Source organism: Mangrovibacter yixingensis, assembly GCF_020523985.1.
Lineage (GTDB): Bacteria > Pseudomonadota > Gammaproteobacteria > Enterobacterales > Enterobacteriaceae > Mangrovibacter > Mangrovibacter yixingensis.
In genome coordinates this window covers 491,208-508,410 of sequence record NZ_JAIVKM010000001.1, presented here as the reverse complement: position 1 = coordinate 508,410, position 17,203 = coordinate 491,208, and the positions used below count along the sequence as shown (strand labels likewise).

At 52.3% G+C, this 17,203-nt stretch carries 14 protein-coding genes; all 14 read right to left on the bottom strand.

Annotated elements, in window-relative coordinates:
• Window positions 1–351 precede the first annotated feature (351 nt).
• Window positions 352–2,034 carry a methyl-accepting chemotaxis protein gene (locus LC084_RS02415; protein ID WP_226569039.1) on the bottom strand — a complete coding sequence of 561 codons (1,683 nt, stop codon included), beginning with the start codon at window positions 2,032–2,034 and terminating at the stop codon, window positions 352–354.
• Between the two features lie 151 nt (window positions 2,035–2,185).
• Window positions 2,186–3,103, bottom strand: a complete 918-nt coding sequence (locus LC084_RS02410) for a bestrophin family protein (protein WP_226569037.1) — start codon at window positions 3,101–3,103, stop codon at window positions 2,186–2,188.
• Window positions 3,104–3,666: 563 nt separating this feature from the next.
• Complete coding sequence (locus LC084_RS02405; RefSeq protein WP_226569035.1) at window positions 3,667–4,692, bottom strand: HoxN/HupN/NixA family nickel/cobalt transporter; 1,026 nt, start codon at window positions 4,690–4,692, stop codon at window positions 3,667–3,669.
• 13 nt (window positions 4,693–4,705) lie between these two features.
• Window positions 4,706–6,937 (bottom strand): carbamoyltransferase HypF, encoded by a 2,232-nt coding sequence (gene hypF, locus LC084_RS02400; protein WP_226569034.1) that lies wholly within the window; start codon window positions 6,935–6,937, stop codon window positions 4,706–4,708.
• Between the two features lie 46 nt (window positions 6,938–6,983).
• Window positions 6,984–9,131: a formate dehydrogenase subunit alpha gene (gene fdhF / locus LC084_RS02395; protein ID WP_226569032.1), complete on the bottom strand. Its 2,148-nt coding sequence runs from the start codon at window positions 9,129–9,131 to the stop codon at window positions 6,984–6,986.
• 37 nt (window positions 9,132–9,168) lie between these two features.
• On the bottom strand, window positions 9,169–9,714 hold the full coding sequence (hydN, locus tag LC084_RS02390) for an electron transport protein HydN (protein ID WP_226569030.1): 546 nt from the start codon (window positions 9,712–9,714) through the stop codon (window positions 9,169–9,171).
• A 162-nt stretch (window positions 9,715–9,876) separates the two neighbouring features.
• Entirely contained in the window at window positions 9,877–10,344 is a 468-nt protein-coding gene (gene hycI / locus LC084_RS02385) for a hydrogenase maturation peptidase HycI (protein WP_226569029.1), read from the bottom strand.
• On the bottom strand, window positions 10,337–10,747 hold the full coding sequence (locus LC084_RS02380) for a formate hydrogenlyase maturation HycH family protein (protein WP_226569027.1): 411 nt from the start codon (window positions 10,745–10,747) through the stop codon (window positions 10,337–10,339). Before LC084_RS02380 ends, hycI begins: the two co-directional genes overlap by 8 nt.
• Entirely contained in the window at window positions 10,747–11,511 is a 765-nt protein-coding gene (locus tag LC084_RS02375) for an NADH-quinone oxidoreductase subunit B family protein (RefSeq protein ID WP_226569025.1), read from the bottom strand. The genes LC084_RS02380 and LC084_RS02375 overlap by 1 nt, the downstream gene beginning before the upstream one ends.
• Window positions 11,511–12,053, bottom strand: coding sequence for a formate hydrogenlyase complex iron-sulfur subunit (locus LC084_RS02370; RefSeq protein ID WP_226571111.1), 543 nt, complete (start codon window positions 12,051–12,053; stop codon window positions 11,511–11,513). The genes LC084_RS02375 and LC084_RS02370 overlap by 1 nt, the downstream gene beginning before the upstream one ends.
• Window positions 12,054–12,094: 41 nt before the next feature.
• Window positions 12,095–13,804 (bottom strand): hydrogenase large subunit, encoded by a 1,710-nt coding sequence (locus LC084_RS02365; RefSeq protein WP_036109681.1) that lies wholly within the window; start codon window positions 13,802–13,804, stop codon window positions 12,095–12,097.
• A gap of 17 nt (window positions 13,805–13,821) precedes the next feature.
• Window positions 13,822–14,748: a respiratory chain complex I subunit 1 family protein gene (locus tag LC084_RS02360; protein WP_226569023.1), complete on the bottom strand. Its 927-nt coding sequence runs from the start codon at window positions 14,746–14,748 to the stop codon at window positions 13,822–13,824.
• A gap of 2 nt (window positions 14,749–14,750) precedes the next feature.
• Window positions 14,751–16,580, bottom strand: a complete 1,830-nt coding sequence (gene hycC, locus LC084_RS02355) for a formate hydrogenlyase subunit 3 (RefSeq protein WP_226569021.1) — start codon at window positions 16,578–16,580, stop codon at window positions 14,751–14,753.
• Window positions 16,577–17,185, bottom strand: coding sequence for a 4Fe-4S dicluster domain-containing protein (locus tag LC084_RS02350; protein WP_226569020.1), 609 nt, complete (start codon window positions 17,183–17,185; stop codon window positions 16,577–16,579). Before LC084_RS02350 ends, hycC begins: the two co-directional genes overlap by 4 nt.
• Between the last annotated feature and the right edge of the window lie 18 nt (window positions 17,186–17,203).

Sequence of the window (17,203 nt, the reverse complement as noted above, 5' to 3'; positions counted from 1 at the left end):
TCACTAATGATAAAGTATTAGCCCACTACCAGTTTAAGTAGCCCTGGGTGACAAGCAGGCTAAATCGGTTACAATGTCAGCGAATAACATAATAATTAATCCGTGAAAATTGCCCGGCCAATGGCCGGGATTTTTTTATTTTCCGCACGCTTCCGTGAGTAAAAACACAAAACAGAGCAAAAAAAACACAAAAAAACCAGGAAAATCAATTTAATTGATTTTCGGCTACTTACTAAACAGAAGGAAAAACCACGCTTTTTCTTTTTCCTTCTGTTTCATCAATCTGAAAACAATCTATTGCATCGAAAATGGGGAGCTTAGTGTAATGCTGCATCGCTCCCCGGCAGGTTCTTAAAACGATTCCCAATCCCCACCAGCGCTAACTTCTGTATGGCTGGCTTTCTTCACAGGTGAACTGAGTGCCGCTTTCGGTGCAGAATGGTTCAGGCTTGCCTGATGGTCCATGCTGTCTCGTTGGTCTGCTGACAGGCGGAACTTAGCAACAGAACGCTGCAGCCCTTCGGTTTGGCGTTCCAACTCTGCCGCTGATGCAGAAATTTCTTCAACCAGTGCGGAGTTTTGCTGGGTTACACCATCCATCTGGGTAATCGCAATCCCCACCTGAGAAACCCCTTTACTCTGCTCCTCAGATGCGTTGGCAATCTGTTTCATAATTTCCGTAACATTGGAAACCGCTTTAACAATATCGCCCATGGTGCTACCTGCTTCATCCACCTGGCGAGAACCGTTATCCACCCGCTGTACCGAATCGCTAATCAGCGCTTCAATTTCTTTGGCCGCCCCTGCACTACGTTGTGCCAGATTACGGACTTCACTGGCAACCACAGCAAACCCACGCCCTTGCTCACCGGCGCGTGCAGCTTCAACTGCGGCGTTCAGTGCCAAAATATTGGTCTGGAAAGCAATACTGTTAATCACATTAGTAATTTCGGCAATTTTCTTGGAGCTTTGAGAAATGCCTTGCATGGTACTGACCACATCGCCAACCAGACGGCCCCCTTTACTGGCAGTTTCAGATGCCTGCTGTGCCAGCGCGCTGGCATGGTTGGCATTTTCCGCGTTGAGTTGCACAGTAGAGGTGATTTGCTCCATGCTTGCCGCTGTTTCCACCAATGCGGCAGCCTGCTGTTCAGTGCGCGAAGAAAGATCATTATTACCCGATGCGATTTCCGTCGCCCCACGCCAAATATTCTCAGTCCCCGAACGAATGGCACTGACCGCAACCCGCAGGCTGTCCTGCATTGCACCGAGCAATGGCACCAGTTTTCCTACACAGTTACGCCCTTCATCCTTCAAAGGCTGGCTTAAATCCCCTTCCGCTATTACGCGGAAATGCTCGCGGATCCTGTCCAGTGGCTTCACCAGGAAGCGTACCAAATAACGGTCAGTGAACAGCAGTAACACCAGGCCAATCAGCACAGCAATAATGATGATGGTTTTGGTCACCGAAGTCAGGTGAGCCACTTCTCTGCGTGTTTCATCAAGCTGAGCACCAGCGGCTTTGTTATAACTGGTGGCAGCAGCGCCAAAAGCGCGGCTTAACGCAGGCGTTACCTTGTGTGCATGGTTACGGTATTGCTCTGCAGTACCAGAGCGCGCCAGCTCCATTTGTGGCGTAACGCCTTCTTCATACAGCTTCTGCCAGGCATCAATCACCTTGTCAGAGGTCTCTTTATCCATAGGGCCTGGCGAACCTTGTTTAAAAACCGCCAGTTGATGCGCCATATTATTCAGCGCTTCCTTAATTGGCCCAAAGTCCGCATCTGTTGGCATTTTGCCTTCAGATTTATTTTCCATTAAACGGGTCAGTCGGGTAATAAAACGGAAGTATTGATCATTACCACGGCTCAGCGCGTTCATCTGATCCGCCAGTAACTGCCCTGTAGCATTACCCTCGGTCTGCTGATCCAGTGAGTAGACGCTATACGCGCCCACAGCGCACCACAGCAGACAGAAAAGGCCGAGCACCCACAACATGACGGCTCGTATAGTAAAATTTTTTAGAAAGCCCATATTTGCACCTTGTTACTGGTTATTGATCAATAACGATTTCATAACATCTGAAAGGGTTATCGGCATTCGGTGCAGAACATGTAACTTATTTTTTTATCGCCACGATGTAATTTGGTGACTGCTCACAAATTACAGATGAAACATAGGGGAATCAGGTGAGGCGGTGTTGTTTATCCGGGTGCATTTTCGGTGGGCAGTTGCTATCCCCAATCATCTGGCACAACTCGATTTCAATGGTATTGCATATTGCGTCCAGAGCCAGATCATTCGCTTCCATTCCAAAAGGTTCTTCAAGCTCTTCAGCCAGAGTATCCAGTGAAATAAAAGTATAAGAGATAAACACCGAAACCAGCGGGGTAAAGACGTGGATCTGGTTGATCAAGGCAAAAGGTAACAAGGTACAAAAAGCATAGACAGTACGGTGCAAAATCAATGAGTAAGCAAAAGGTACTGGCGTATTGGCAATACGTTCGCAGCCGCCCAAAATACCTGAGAGTTGGTTCAGGTGCGCATTAAGGTTTTGGTAGAGAATATCGGAAATTTTCCCGGCACGGCGCGCCTGTGCCACCCGCTCTCCCATCATTAACAACAACCGGTTACAGGGTGTTTGCTGAGCATTCACTAGTGTGGCTTCTGGTTGTTCAACAAACCGCTGTAACACCGTTTCCACTGGTTTATGGCGCAACTGGTAATTCAGGCAATAGCAAAATGCCAGCAGGTCGTTTTTCAGGCGCTGTGGGTACTGAGGGTCGTCAGGAAATAGCGTGACAGCTTCACGCATCAACGAACGGCAGTTAATTAGCAAACTGCCCCATAATTGCCGCGCTTCGCAATAACGCGCCCATGAAGCACTGTTACGGAACCCAAGGAAAATCGCAATTGCGATGCCCAATAAGCTGAACGGTGCGAGGGTTATTTTAACATGCAGGCTTTCATACCAGCTATATACCCCAAGCAATACCAGAGATAACAATAAGTTTAATAACAACCGTGAGTAGATTTTAGACATCACGGAACCGTGCCACGCAAATAGCCGCGTGAACCAGTGTTGAGGCGGGCGAACAATCATAATCAGTCAGTCTGTGTCATTGATAACGCGTAACGCGTTTATTGTATGCAGGCCCAACAACGCTAGCACAGGGGCAGTGTGAACTCTAGCCAAAAAGGTAAACGACTTATGTCAGCACACCCCATTAAAAGAGGAAATCATGAGTATAAAAAAGGGGATTAAGTGGGTATTTTTGCCATGCGCAGAGGCCAGCAACACAATACAAAACAGTAAAACCGGAATAGCAAATAATAGGCTATTATTTGGGTATAAACCCTGCATTCCACTTTCATTGTCGTATTTAAGACAATTTCCTGGCGTAATTATCGGGGTTTATCGCAGAAAACAGAAACACACAGCCAACAGATTCGCAACATCCGCAAAACTTTACCCCACAGGAATAATCCCCTTATTTTTATACAGGAATACCTTTATTTGTTGAGACTAATTGCACAAAACAGAAAACAAAAAAAGACCTGGTAACTTCAGGTCTTTTTTTGCCCGGTAGTCCCGGAGGTTATCCAACAATGTAAACAAAACCGGGAAAATCAATTTAGTGATTTCAGTTAAAAACCAGGCCACCTTTAGTGGTGAACAGATAATGCATCGTACCCCTTCCAGCGGTAATTCAGCATCGATACCAACCAACAGAAAATAAATAATCCAACAACGACAAAACCCGCATTGCCTAAATTATCATTGAGTAAACTCACGATATTCCAGAAACCGCCCTGTAAATCCAGTTTTTCCATCACCAGACCCAGCGCTTCCATACCACCAATAAACAGTGCCACAACCACAGAGGTACCAGTAATCGTCATGTTGTAATAGAGCTTACGTTGCGGTTTGTTGAATGCCCAACCATAGGCACCCACCATCACAAAATTATCCAGGGTATCAATCAATGCCATACCGCTGGCAAATAACGCAGGAAATACCAGAATTGACCAAATAGAAATGCCGTTGGAAGCCGATGCCGCCGAGATACCCAGTACGCCAATTTCCGTTGCGGTATCAAAGCCCAGGCCAAACAAGAAGCCAACAAGATACATCTGCCAGCTATGGGAAATTAACCGGAATGTCCGTTTAAATAACCAGCTCATCATGCCGCCGCCAATTGCATCGTCCACGGCGTTGTTTACAGGTTCACCGCGTTTCAACCGGCCAAATGCGTGCCAAATCCCACGTAAAATAACCAGGTTTACCAGCGCCATAGCCAGCAAAAACACGGCAGAAACCGTTGTACCAATCACACTACCGGTTTCATGGAACCAGTCCATTTTATGCTGAAAAGCTGCCGCTGTGGCCGCAATAGTAATTGTGGCAAGAACCACAATACTGGAGTGCCCCAGCGAAAACCAGGCACCCACACCAAGTGGACGCTTCCCTTGCTGCATCATTTTGCGAGTAACCGTGTCGATAGCAGCAATATGGTCGGCATCGACAGCATGGCGTAAGCCATAACACCAGGCCAACAAACTGGCGGCCATCAGCGCCGGGCTGTGGCTGAAAGCGATAAACGCCCAGCACCACGCACCTATATTTGCCAACAATAAAGCACTGATCAGTGATACGGATCGCCCATCCAGATGAGACATTTTCGACAACATAATAGGTTCCTGGTTATCCCTGCAACCGGGCAGCCGCAACCAGCGCCTGCCCCCATGAAAGTGCGCCGTCTCCTGCCGGAAGAGCATGGGGAAACAGCACATGGTAATCGCCAAGCCAGTATTGCAGGCGCTGGCGAAAAAGCTGGTTATGAAAAACACCGCCAGCACAGGCGATAGTAGAAATGTTTTGCGCCCGGGCATGTTGCAGTGCCAGTTGGGCAAAGCCCTGAGCCAGAGCATCATGAAACACCCAGGCTTTTTCTGCCATGGTTGCATCCAGCGCCAGAAAAGCGGGCCAGAAAGCAGCCAGCCCCAGCGTGTTATTCTCCACGGGTAAGGAAATGCTGTGCCGCAAGCCTGAACACTGCATAGCCAGCGCCTCAAGGCGACAAGCTGCTTCCCCTTCCCAGGTTTGCTGGTCTGCCACACAACCCAGTGCAGCGGCTACTGCATCGAATAACCGCCCGGCAGAAGAGGCCAGCGGCGAGTTAATTCCCCGGCCAATGGCCTTCTCCAGCACCGGCCAGGGGTGAGCCAGTAAACTGGCACATTGCGGGTAGCGCTGCCAACCGGGAACAAAAGCCAGGCAATGCGCGAGAAAATTACGCCAGGGTTGACGTGCGGCCAGGTCACCGCCGGGCAATGCAACAGGCGGCAACCCGCCCAGGTGCTGGCACTGGCGGTAGTCCACCAGCAGACACTCACCGCCCCACAACGCACTATTACTGCCCATACCAATACCATCCAGGCTAAGCCCTATCACAGGTTTGGTATCCGCTGGCAAGCCATACTCCCCCATGCAAGCCGCCAGGTGCGCGTGGTGGTGCAGCACCGTCTGTACCGGCAGGCCCATTTCACAAGCGAGGGAATAAGCACGGTAACCTGTATGCGCATCGGCAACGATATGCCGGGGTTTAAAGCCATAGACTTCGCACATCACATGCCAGGCCTGCCACCACTGTTTCTCCACCAGGGGATCATGTAAATCGCCCAGGTGCTGGCTGAGAACACCCTGGTTACCACGCACCAGGCAGAACGTATTTTTAAGGTCGCCCCCCAGGCTTGCCAGCGGTTCCACTGGTGCAAATCCAGGTGGGAGCACGAAAGCATCCGGGACAAATCCCCGAGCCCGGCGCAGCATCGCCCCATCGGCAGCGACTACCGAATCATCCATGCGTTGCAGGATGTCGCGGTTATGCAGCAGAAAACCATCGGCGATACCTGCCAAATCGCGACAGGCGTCTTCATTACTCAGCACTGGCGGCTTACCGCTCAGGTTGCCGGATGTCATCACCAGTGGGCGGTTCACGCCCTGCATCAATAAATGCTGAATGGGGTTGGATGGCACCATAACCCCAACTTCGTTCAACCCCGGCGCGATGGCGGAACACAGATGGTTAACCTGGGTTTTATCTACCAGCACAACAGGTGCTGCGGGGGTTAACAACAGTTCCTGCGCACTGGCGCTCAGTGATGCGGCATCTGGCAGCATTACCGCCAGAGGCTTACCTGGCCGCTGTTTACGCTGGCGCAGGCGCATCACCGCCTGCTGGCTGGTTGCATCACAAGCCAGGTGAAACCCACCCAGGCTTTTAATCGCCACAATCTCACCACGCAATAAACAGGCAATCGCCCGTTGCAATGCGTTCTCCCCGGCCTGTTCAGGTTCACCGCTATGCAGCCAGGATAACTGAGGGCCACATTCCGGGCAGGCGACAGGTTGGGCGTGGAAGCGCCGGTCAGCCGGGTTTTGGTACTCGCTTTCACAAGCGGGGCAAAGCGGGAATGCCGCCATCACGGTATTTGGCCGGTCATAAGGCATCGCCCGGATAATCGTGAGGCGCGGGCCACAGTGTGTGCAGTTGATAAAAGGATAGCGATAACGGCGTTCAAGCGGGTTATTCATTTCAGCAAGGCATTCCGGGCAGGTTGCCGCATCGGGTGCTATTTGCGTCACCATTGCGCCCTGTGTTTCGCTCTGGCGAATGGCAAACCCTTGGGGTTGTGCAGCCCAATGGAAAGGGAACGGGTCAATACTGTCAATTCGCGCCAACGGAGGGCAATGGCTCTGTAATCCCTCAACAAACCCGTGGCTGTCGCCATACAGGCGCACCAGCACACCAGCGCTGTCATTACAGACATCGCCAGCCAGATTCAAACGTTGCGCCAGTTGCCAGACAAAGGGACGGAACCCAACACCCTGAACTTTACCGCGAATGCGTAAGCAAATACCGTTATCGCTCATCTTCTTATCATGCGCTGCGAGCCATGCCCGCAGCGCGTTTTCAGCCTTATGCGATAGCTTCGCGCAGGCGTGCTTTCATATCGTTGTAAGTAGTTTGTGCATAGTTTTCTGCCCAGCGCTGGTCTTCAATCGCCGTCACGTTAACCGCACAATATTTGGTTTCCGGTGTCTTGGAGATAGGATCCAGGTTGTCCTGAGTCAGTTCGTTACATGCGCCAATCCACCACTGGTAGGTCATGTACACGGCACCCGTATTGATACGTTCGTTGATATTAGCGCGGCTGATAACTTTCCCACGGCGGGAAGCCACCCAAACCAGTTGCTGGTCTTTCACACCAAGACGCTGCGCATCTTCCGGGTTGATTTGTACAAAGCCCGGTTCATCCGCCAGCGTTTGCAGTGCCGCACAGTTACCGGTCATAGAACGGCAAGAGTAATGGCCCACTTCACGCACAGTACACAATACCAACGGGTAGTCGTTATCTGGCACTTCAGCCGGTGCGCGCCACTGTGCAGCAAACAACTTACCTTTGCCGGTATCAGTATCGAACTTATTATCTTTGTACAGATACTGGGTGCCTGGGTGGTCAAGCGTTGTGCACGGCCACTGTACGTGCCCCATGTCACCCATTTTTTCGTAAGTTGCGCCATAGAACAGCGGGCACAACTCACGCAACTCGTCCCAAATTTCCTGGTTGTTTTCGTAGTGCATGGGGTAACCCATTGCTGTCGCAAGCAGGCTGATAATTTCCCAGTCACGTTTCACGTTGTACTGCGGTTCAATGGCTTTTTCAAAACGCTGGAAACCACGATCCGCACAAGTGAAGACACCACCGTGCTCGCCCCATGACGTTGCAGGCAGCAGCACATCAGCCACTTCCGCAGTTTTGGTCAGGAAGATATCCTGCACGACAACAAAATCGAGCGCTTCAAACCCTTTACGCACCAGGCCCAGGTCCGCTTCGGTTTGCAGCGGGTCTTCGCCCATAATGTAGTAAGCTTTGATTTTCCCTTCCAGCGCCAGGTGTGGAACTTCGGTAATACGAGTACCGACTTTGTCATCCATGATTGCCGGGTCAATATTCCAGGCTTTGGCAAACTTGGCACGCACATCAGCATCGGTGACATTCTGGTAGCCAGGGAATTGGTTAGGCAGAACGCCCATATCACAAGCACCCTGCACGTTGTTCTGACCACGAACCGGGCCAACCCCAACATTCTCGCGGCCCAGGTTGCCTGTCAGCAGTGCAAGACTTGCAAGGCCTTTAACCACATCAACAGCCTGGCCAAATTGCGTAACGCCCATGCCCCACATAATGGTGGCAGAAGGTGCGGCAGCATAAGTGCGCATTGCCTGGCGAATTTGTTGCGCGCTAACCCCGGTCAGGTGTTCAACTGCTTCCGGCGCGTAGTCTTTCACCACTTCGCGGTAAGCATCCAGACCTTCGGTGTATTTCGCGACATACTCTTTGTCGTAGAGGTTTTCTTCCAACAAGACATAAGCAAAGGCATTCACCAGTGCCATGTTGCAGCCGTTTTTAATTTGCAGATGCTGGTCGGCAATACGAGCGGTTTCGATACGGCGCGGGTCGCAAACAATAATTTTTGCGCCATTTTCTTTGGCTTTAATTACCCGGCGCGCCACGATGGGGTGCGAATCCGCACAGTTGTAACCAATGACCAGCAGGCAACGGGAATTTTCAATGTCACCAATGGAGTTACTCATTGCCCCATTACCTAATGCCGCTTGTAAGCCAGCAACTGACGGGCCATGGCATACACGCGCACAGCAATCGACATTATTGGTATTGAGAACAGCACGGGCGAACTTCTGCATTACAAAGTTAGTTTCGTTACCCGTACCACGAGAAGAGCCGGTGGTCATAATTGAACGCGGGCCATATTTAGCTTTGATGTCGCTCAACCGTTTTGCGGTGTAGCTAATGGCTTCTTCCCAAGAAACGGGCTGAAGTTTGCCGCCTTTTTCATAGCGGATCATCGGCTGCTGAAGGCGTGGCGTCAGCAGTTTGGTATCGTTCAGGAAGTCCCAGCCATAATAGCCTTTCAGGCACAATTCGCTTTGGTTGGTTTTCCCATCGGCCGCTTCAGCACGGATAATTTTGTTGTTTTCAACAACGAGTTTCAGTTTGCAGCCTGCGCCACAATAGGGGCAAACACTGGTGATTTTTTTCATCTATAACAGACCTGTTAAAAGTTGAAAGTCACTGAGGTTAAAACATCAGCGATGTGGTGGTATCCAGAGCAGCACGGCGACGTTTTTCCGCACTCATTGACTCCAGCTTATTTCTGTCGACGCAGACAATCGCGTTGGTCGGGCAGGCCTCAACACAGGCGGGGCCATTTTCACGGTGAAAGCACAGGTCACATTTGTGCGCTTCTGCTTTTTCCGCCTGAATATTCAGCCCGGCACCGCTGTTACGCACGACCGGTTTCACGACAACATCCATCGCGCCGTATGGGCAGGCAACCACACAGGTTTTACAACCAATGCAGCGTTCCTGCATAACATGAACAAAACCTTTATCGCGGCTGATGGCACCATTCGGGCAAACATTGGCACAGGGGGCATCTTCACACTGGCGGCACATGGTCGCGGTGGAAATATTGATGCCTTTAATAACGTGAATGCGTGGTTGAAAACTTTGTGGCGTAAGCGCAGCGCAATCCTGGTTTTCCTGGTGAGACACCACACATGCCACTTCACATGTGCGACACCCGATACATTTGCTCGCATCAGCAAGGATGAAACGGTTCATCTACTTCTCCAGCAGTAATAGTGGTTTCCGCGCTTATTAAGCATGTTTCATGCCAACTATTAACTAATTGTTTTTAAACATTTTAATTTTCTATTTAAACCAAAAAAAATGTCATCGACACAAGTGACGATGACATTTGACAACATACTGACAGCTAAAAAATCAGCAGTCTGGTTCCAGTAAAGCAAAGCCGCCCTGCCCTTCCCAAGTGGCAAGCCGGGCATAAACCTCATCCACAGCAGCAATCACTGGTGCAGTCATGGGGTAATAAAAACCGACAATATCTGGCTGAATGCCAAGGAAAATCACCTCGCCCACATCCTCTTTGATTTGGTCAACCAAATAGTTCAGGGGCATGTTATGAGTGGTCATCATGAACATTTCAGCAATATCGTCCGGGTTGATAACCCGAATCTCACCGGGGTTGAGCCCCATTTCTGTTGCATCAACCAGTAGCAGGCGGTCTGGGTGCAATTCCCGAATCGCCACGACGTCATTTTCCGGCGCACTACCGCCATCTATCAGCACCCAGTCCCCCTGGGCTGCGGCCCGAAAACGCTCGGCCAGCAATGGACCGGCACCGTCATCGCCCATCATGCTGTTGCCAACACACAACAAAACATCAGTCATATTGTCTCCTGACCATCAGGTACACCGCCGGCTCCTGGTGAATAGCCTGCAACATTGCCAGCATTTGCTCACTCCAGCTTTGTTGCTCCGCCGTTTGCTGGCTGCGGGCGTTGTCAAACGCGTAAGCCAGCATATCGACATGGGTACTGTCGATGACGATTTCACCGTAACGCGGCACACCTTCCATCTTACGCCGCGCCTGGCTACCCGCTTCGAGTGTCGCCACCCATGCCTGGTAAGCCGGATAAGGGCAAGTTAACGTGGCTTTCAGGCAGTCAATCACCCCCAAATGGTGACCAATCGCCAGGCTGTAATACACCACTTGTTGGGCATCTGCGGGCGTGTTGTCATTTTCATCGACAAATTTGCGGCTCAACTGGCTGAACACCACGGTTTCACTCATCAGACACGCTCCCCGGCCACCAAATTTTGCAGATTGCCAACAATTTCACTCAGGCGCGGATCATTTTCACTCGACAGCCAGCTCCCCACTTTATCTTCGCCCTGTGCCAGCATACGCAGGTAATCATTGGCAATCTGGCGGCCATAGCGATAGCCTGCCAGGCGACGAGCTTCACGCTCAATACGCACGCGCAACGGCTGAACCATATCCGGGTGTAATAACTGCGCAGGCTGGTTATCCACTTCGCCCGGCAACCGGGCATGAATTTTCTGCTCAAGAAGCCCTAAGGCCATGGCGAAGCCATACAGCGTGGCGGCGGGTGTCGGAGGGCACCCTGGAATATAGACATCAACCGGTACTATTTTGTCAGTACCGCCCCAGACGCAATACAGGTCATGGAAAATGCCGCCACTGTTGCCACAGGCACCATAAGAAATACAAATTTTCGGGTCCGGGGCTGATTCCCAGGCCCGCAGCGCCGGTGAGCGCATGGCGCGGGTTACCGCACCGGTAAATAACAGAATGTCGGCGTGGCGTGGCGAAGGCACCACTTTAATCCCGAAGCGTTCAGCGTCGAACAGCGGAGAAATAGAGGCGAAGATTTCAATTTCACAGCCGTTGCAACCGCCGCAATCCACCCGGTAAACATAGGCTGAACGTTTGATTTTTTTCAGCAATGACGTTTTCATCTGCGCAATGGATTCATCCACTGTCATCGGAACCGGAATCCCATTGGCGTCACGTGGCCCTAACAGGTTGCTCATCAACTGGCCTCCTTCATCTGGCGGCTGAAATCAATTTTATCTGACGGCGCAAGGCACTGTTGACGCTTGCAATCCGGGCAGGTTTCAAAACTTTCCCGGCGAGATTCCGCACGCGGGTCGCCCTCGTGGGCTAACAGGGCGATGGCGTAATCAATCTCTTTTTGTACCGCAAAAGGTTTGCCGCACTCCCGGCAATGGCACAGGTCAAAACGCGCCTGCTGAAGGAAATCCTCTTTACGCCAGACAGCCAGTTCGTACTCCTGGGAGAGTTTAATCGCGGCCGTTGGGCAAACTTCCTCGCAGCGGCCACAAAAGATGCAGCGCCCAAGGTTAAACTGCCAGGCTTGCTGGTCAGTTGCCAGGTCAGTTTCCACACTCAATGCGTTAGACGGGCAGGCATTGATGCAGGCTGCACAGCCAATGCATTGCTGGGGGTTATGTTGTGGCTTACCCCGGAAATTTTTATCAACCTCAATCGGGCTGAGTGGGTAGCTTTGTGTCACCACCCCGGTCTTCAATGCTTTTTTGATAAACGTAAACATCATTGCTCCTCTGCGCCCGCTATAAACGGGCGCCAAAGACGTTATTTCAGTGGTGAGTTTTTGCGTTCAATGCTGTAGCGTTCGAGCTCTTTATATGGCACTACTTTGCTCTTACGTTTACGCACATCCACTACCGTCATGCGGTCCGTACAGGAGTAGCACGGGTCAAGGCTGCCGATGATTAACGGCGCATCAGAAACGGTATTACCGCGCAGCATATAACGCAGCGTTGGCCAGTTGGCGTAAGTCGCCGCACGGCAACGCCAGCGATATAATTTCTGGTTATCGCCAGTCATACTCCAGTGAATATCATCGCCACGCGGCGCTTCTGCGAAACCTAAAGCGAAGCGGTGGGGAATATACGTGAAACCTTCCACCATCAGCGGGCCACCCGGCAGGTTATCCAGGCCAAAGTCAATCATATTCAGCGCAGTGAACACTTCGTTAATGCGCACTTTAAGGCGCGAAATGACATCACAGCCTTGCTCACTGTGAACTTCCATTGGCAGCAACCCGTAACCCACAAACGGGTGATCGGCACGGGTATCACGGGCATGGCCACTGGCACGCACCATTGGGCCTACGTTACTGAAGTCACGGGCGATTTGTGGGTCAAGGCGGCCAATCCCCACGGTACGCTGTTCAATATTCGGCGTGCTAAGCAGAATATCGACGAGATCCTGCACGTCGCGGCGCATTTGCTGTGCCAGTTTACGTGTCTGAATCATGTCGTCTTTGAGCATGTCGCGGCGAATACCGCCAATCAGGTTCAGGCCATAGGTTTTACGCGCACCGGTCAGGATCTCGGCCATTTTCATGGAATGCTCACGCACCTTGAAGAACTGCATAAAGCCGGAGTCAAAACCCACAAAGTGGCAGGCCAGCCCCAGGTTGAGCAGGTGGCTGTGCAGGCGCTCCACTTCCAGCAAAATCGCGCGGATCATCTGTGCCCTTTCCGGCACCTGGATCCCCATAGCATTTTCCACCGAGGTGGTGTACGCCGTGCTGTGTGCAAAACCGCAAATGCCACACACCCGATCAGACAGGAATGTCACTTCGTTGTAACCCATGCGGGTTTCAGCCAGTTTTTCCATACCACGGTGGACATAGAACAACCGGTAGTCGGCATCAATGATGTTCTCACCATCAACAAACAGGCGGAAATGGCCCGGCTCATCAGAGGTGACATGCAGTGGGCCAATCGGCACCACGTTGTTTTTCTTGTCGCCCAGTTCATTAATGAACGGGTAAGTTTCCTGATCGGTGGTCGGTGCCGGGCGCTGGCGGTAATCCATGCTGTCTTTGCGCAGCGGATACAAATCATCCGGCCAGTCATCAGGCAGCACCAGGCGGCGTTCATCGGGCAACCCGACAGGCTGCAGGCCATACATGTCGCGCACTTCACGCTCACCCCATACCGCAGCCGGTACGCGTGGCGTGACTGCCGGGTACTCAAGTTTCACTGGGTCTACTTCAACACGGACTGTAATCCAGCAACGTACACCCTGCTCCATCGACAGGACATAGTAGACCGCGTAGTTACCACACAACTGGCGTTCGTCATTACCAAACAGCACTGACAGCCACCCACCCTGTTGGTAGTAGAGATGTTCCACCACCTCAGGCAGCCGGTCGACCTTAACCGTTAACGTTATTTGGTCTTTGGTCTGCCAGGCTTCTTCCAGGATAACGCCCGGAAAAGCCTGATGTAGCGCAGCAATATACTGCTGGCCGATTTTTTCTTCTGACATGGACACACTCTCTTAAATCACGCCACCAACAAGGAGACGAACGCTAAAAAGGCAAAGCCAAACCCAGCCCAGGTAACCCGGGAGGTGGCGAGAAAACGCAGGCGTGCCATGCTGTTTTCAAACAGCGCAATCACCAGCACCCCAACAACCAGTTTGACCAGGGCGATAACCACCGCCAGTACCAGGCCGGACCACGAGAATTGGGTCATTTGCCCCCAGGGGATAAACACCCCAAGAAACATTTGCAGCACCACCAGTTGCTTAAGGCTGATTGCCCATTTCATGACAGCAAACCCGGCACCGCTATATTCTGATAACGGCCCTTCCTGCAATTCCTGTTCGGCTTCTGCAAGGTCGAACGGCAATTTGCCCATTTCAATAAAGGTGGCGAAGCCACAGGCAATCAGCGCAAGTACCAGCGGAATGCTGTGGGAAACCGGCCAGTGCGCAATAACCAGCGCGATGTTGCCAACGTTAGTGGAACCCGCCACTAATGCCGCCACCCACAACCCCAACAACAACATAGGCTCAACCAGAACCCCAAGCATCGCCTCACGGCTGGCACCCAGGCCGGTAAACGGGCTACCGGTGTCCAGACCCGCAATTGAGAAAAAGAAGCGCACAATGGAGAACAAGTAGAGAAGCGTTATCAGGTCGCCCAATGGCGCGAGGGGAGAAGCCACTGTCACCACTGGCAACGCAGTAGCAATTGTTAACAACGCACCACACATCACAAACGGTGCCAGGCGGAACACCCAGCCCGATGCCGCAGGTGCCACGCTCTGGCGGCCCAGCAGCTTGGCCAAATCACGGTATTCCTGGAGCAGACCAGGGCCACGGCGGTTATGCAACCGGGCACGGGCAACGCGCGTCACACCAGCAATCAGGGGAGCCAGTGCAAACAGCACCAGCGCCTGAATACAGGCCAGTAACACAGTATTCATCTTCAGACTCCTCGGGTAATGACAACAACCAGCAGTACAGCCAGTTCAATTAAGGCCAGACGACGGAATACCCCCGCCACACATTCACTCTGCCAGCCCGGAAATAAACGCACCGGGTTCAACCAGTTACGCAATTTCAGTACCGGCGCGAATGCCCCTTTCACTGGCATAGCAAAGCCATGAGCCGTAATCACCATGGATTGCTCATGGTCGTAGCCGCACACCCAGGCCATGCCTTTACTGCGGGCAGCCAGGCGGTCACCTTTGAGCAACATCATCAACAGGAAAGGCAAGAATGGGCAGGCCACCAGCAACAGTGTCATCATCGGTTGAGAAACGGTGGAATGCGCGGTGACTAAAGGTAATGGGACGGCCTGTTGCAGTAATGGCAGCAACCAGGGCGCAGCAACACCCGCCACCACGCAGCACAGAGCCAGCCCAATCACGCTGATATTCATTAATACCGGCGCACTACGAGCCTGTTCAGCAGCGGCAGTTCTCGGCGCGCCCAGGAAGGTCACACCATACACTTTTGCCATACACATCACGGCCAGTGCCCCGGTAATGGCCAGGCCAACTGCCATCATCGGCCCAAAGAAGCGGCCAATAAACAAAGGAACATTGCTCAGATGGAAGAAGGACTGGTAAATCAGCCATTCACCGGCAAAACCATTCAGGGGTGGCAATGCAGCCATCGCCATCAGGCCCACCAGCATAGCGAGGGAAATCGCTGGCATCCGCTTGCCCATGCCACCGAGTTTCTCAATGTCACGGTAGCCTGTGCGGAACCACACAGCCCCGGCCCCCAGGAACAAGGTGGTTTTAAACAGGCTGTGGTTAATCAGGTGATATAACCCGCCGGTTAGACCAAGGGCAATCAGCACCGTGTCATTCAGCGCACAGCCAATCAGCCCAACCCCAAGGCCCAGCAGAATAATGCCGATATTTTCCAGCGCATGGTAAGCCAGCAGGCGGTTAATGTTGTGCTCCATCAGCGCATACAACCCACCAACAAAGGCGGTTAGCATACCCAGCAACAGAACGACAACACCCCACCAAAGCGGTAACTGGCTACCCAGTAATGACAAGGTGAGAATGCCATACAGGCCTACTTTTAAAACCACTGCAGAGAACAGTGCCGCGGCTGGCGCAGAAGCATTAGCGTGCGCCTGGGGCACCCAACCATGTAATGGAATAATGCCAGCCAGCAGGCCAAAACCCAGCAAACCAAGGATCCAGATAGCCGGAGTTAACGGGAACGCACTAACAGCAGGCTGTAAGTCGACAAAATCCAGACTGCCGTAACGCGCCCAGATAAGCCATGCGCAAACCACCAGCAGAACCGTTCCGAGGCGGCCCAGTAAGAACCACAGCTTGCCAGACTGGCTGCATCCGGTAAGAAACACAGCACACAGCGCCATAATTTCAGCCATCACAATCAACATAGCGAAATTGGTGGCAGTCACTGCCAGCACCGCTGCAGCCATCAGCAAATTCAGCAAGAAGCCATTACAGCGGACTTCTGCGTGGCGATGCCAGGCAATGTTGAACACACTGACAAACAGTGACGGGATACACAATGCAATCAGCCAGATACTGCTTAATGCGGTTAATTGAAATGTCATGTGCATAAAACTGAACGTGCTGATAGCCTGAGGCGCAGCCCCTGTCAGCACTGCACCAGCCGCCAGGATAGCCATCAGGCTGCTGATAGCGCCACACACGCCGGCCAGTAAGCCACTCAGTGCGCGGGAAAAGGCAAATACCAGCGACAGCACAGCGGTAATAATAAAACCGAGCACTGCGCCATCCATCAACGATAACGCATTCATTTATTCGCCTCCGTTGCGGTGTTGAATAAAGATAGATCTCCCAAATTCGCATTCACCGTCAGCGCACGTTTACGTTTGCTGGCCAGCGCCAAATCTGCGTTATCCACAACACGCAATGCTTTGGTCGGGCAGGTACGTACACAGGCAGGGCCCTGCTCATCGAACTGGCATAAATCACATTTCACGGCAATAGCGCGAATCCCCGGCACCCAGTCCAGCATACTGCTGACTTTGGCCGGAGCTGGCGGAGCCGGAGGCGCTTTAGATGTATTGACGTTGGCAGGAATATCCAGCGGGCGGCTGCCGGAGAACTCAATGGCGCCAAATGGGCAGGCAATGCCGCATAACTTGCAGCTCACACACAAGTTTTCATTGAGCTGAACAGCGCCATCAACACGTTTAATTGCGTTAACCGGGCACACGGTCGCGCACGGCGCATCCTCACAGTGGTGACACAATTGGGGAGCGGATTCATTTTTATTACGCATCACTTTCAGGCGCGGCAACGACTGCAGCCCCTGCTGACGATGCGTTTCAGAACAGGCTGCTTCACAGGTATGGCAACCTATGCACAGTCTGGAGTCGGCGATAACAAAACGATTCACCGGGTTATGTCCTCGGGT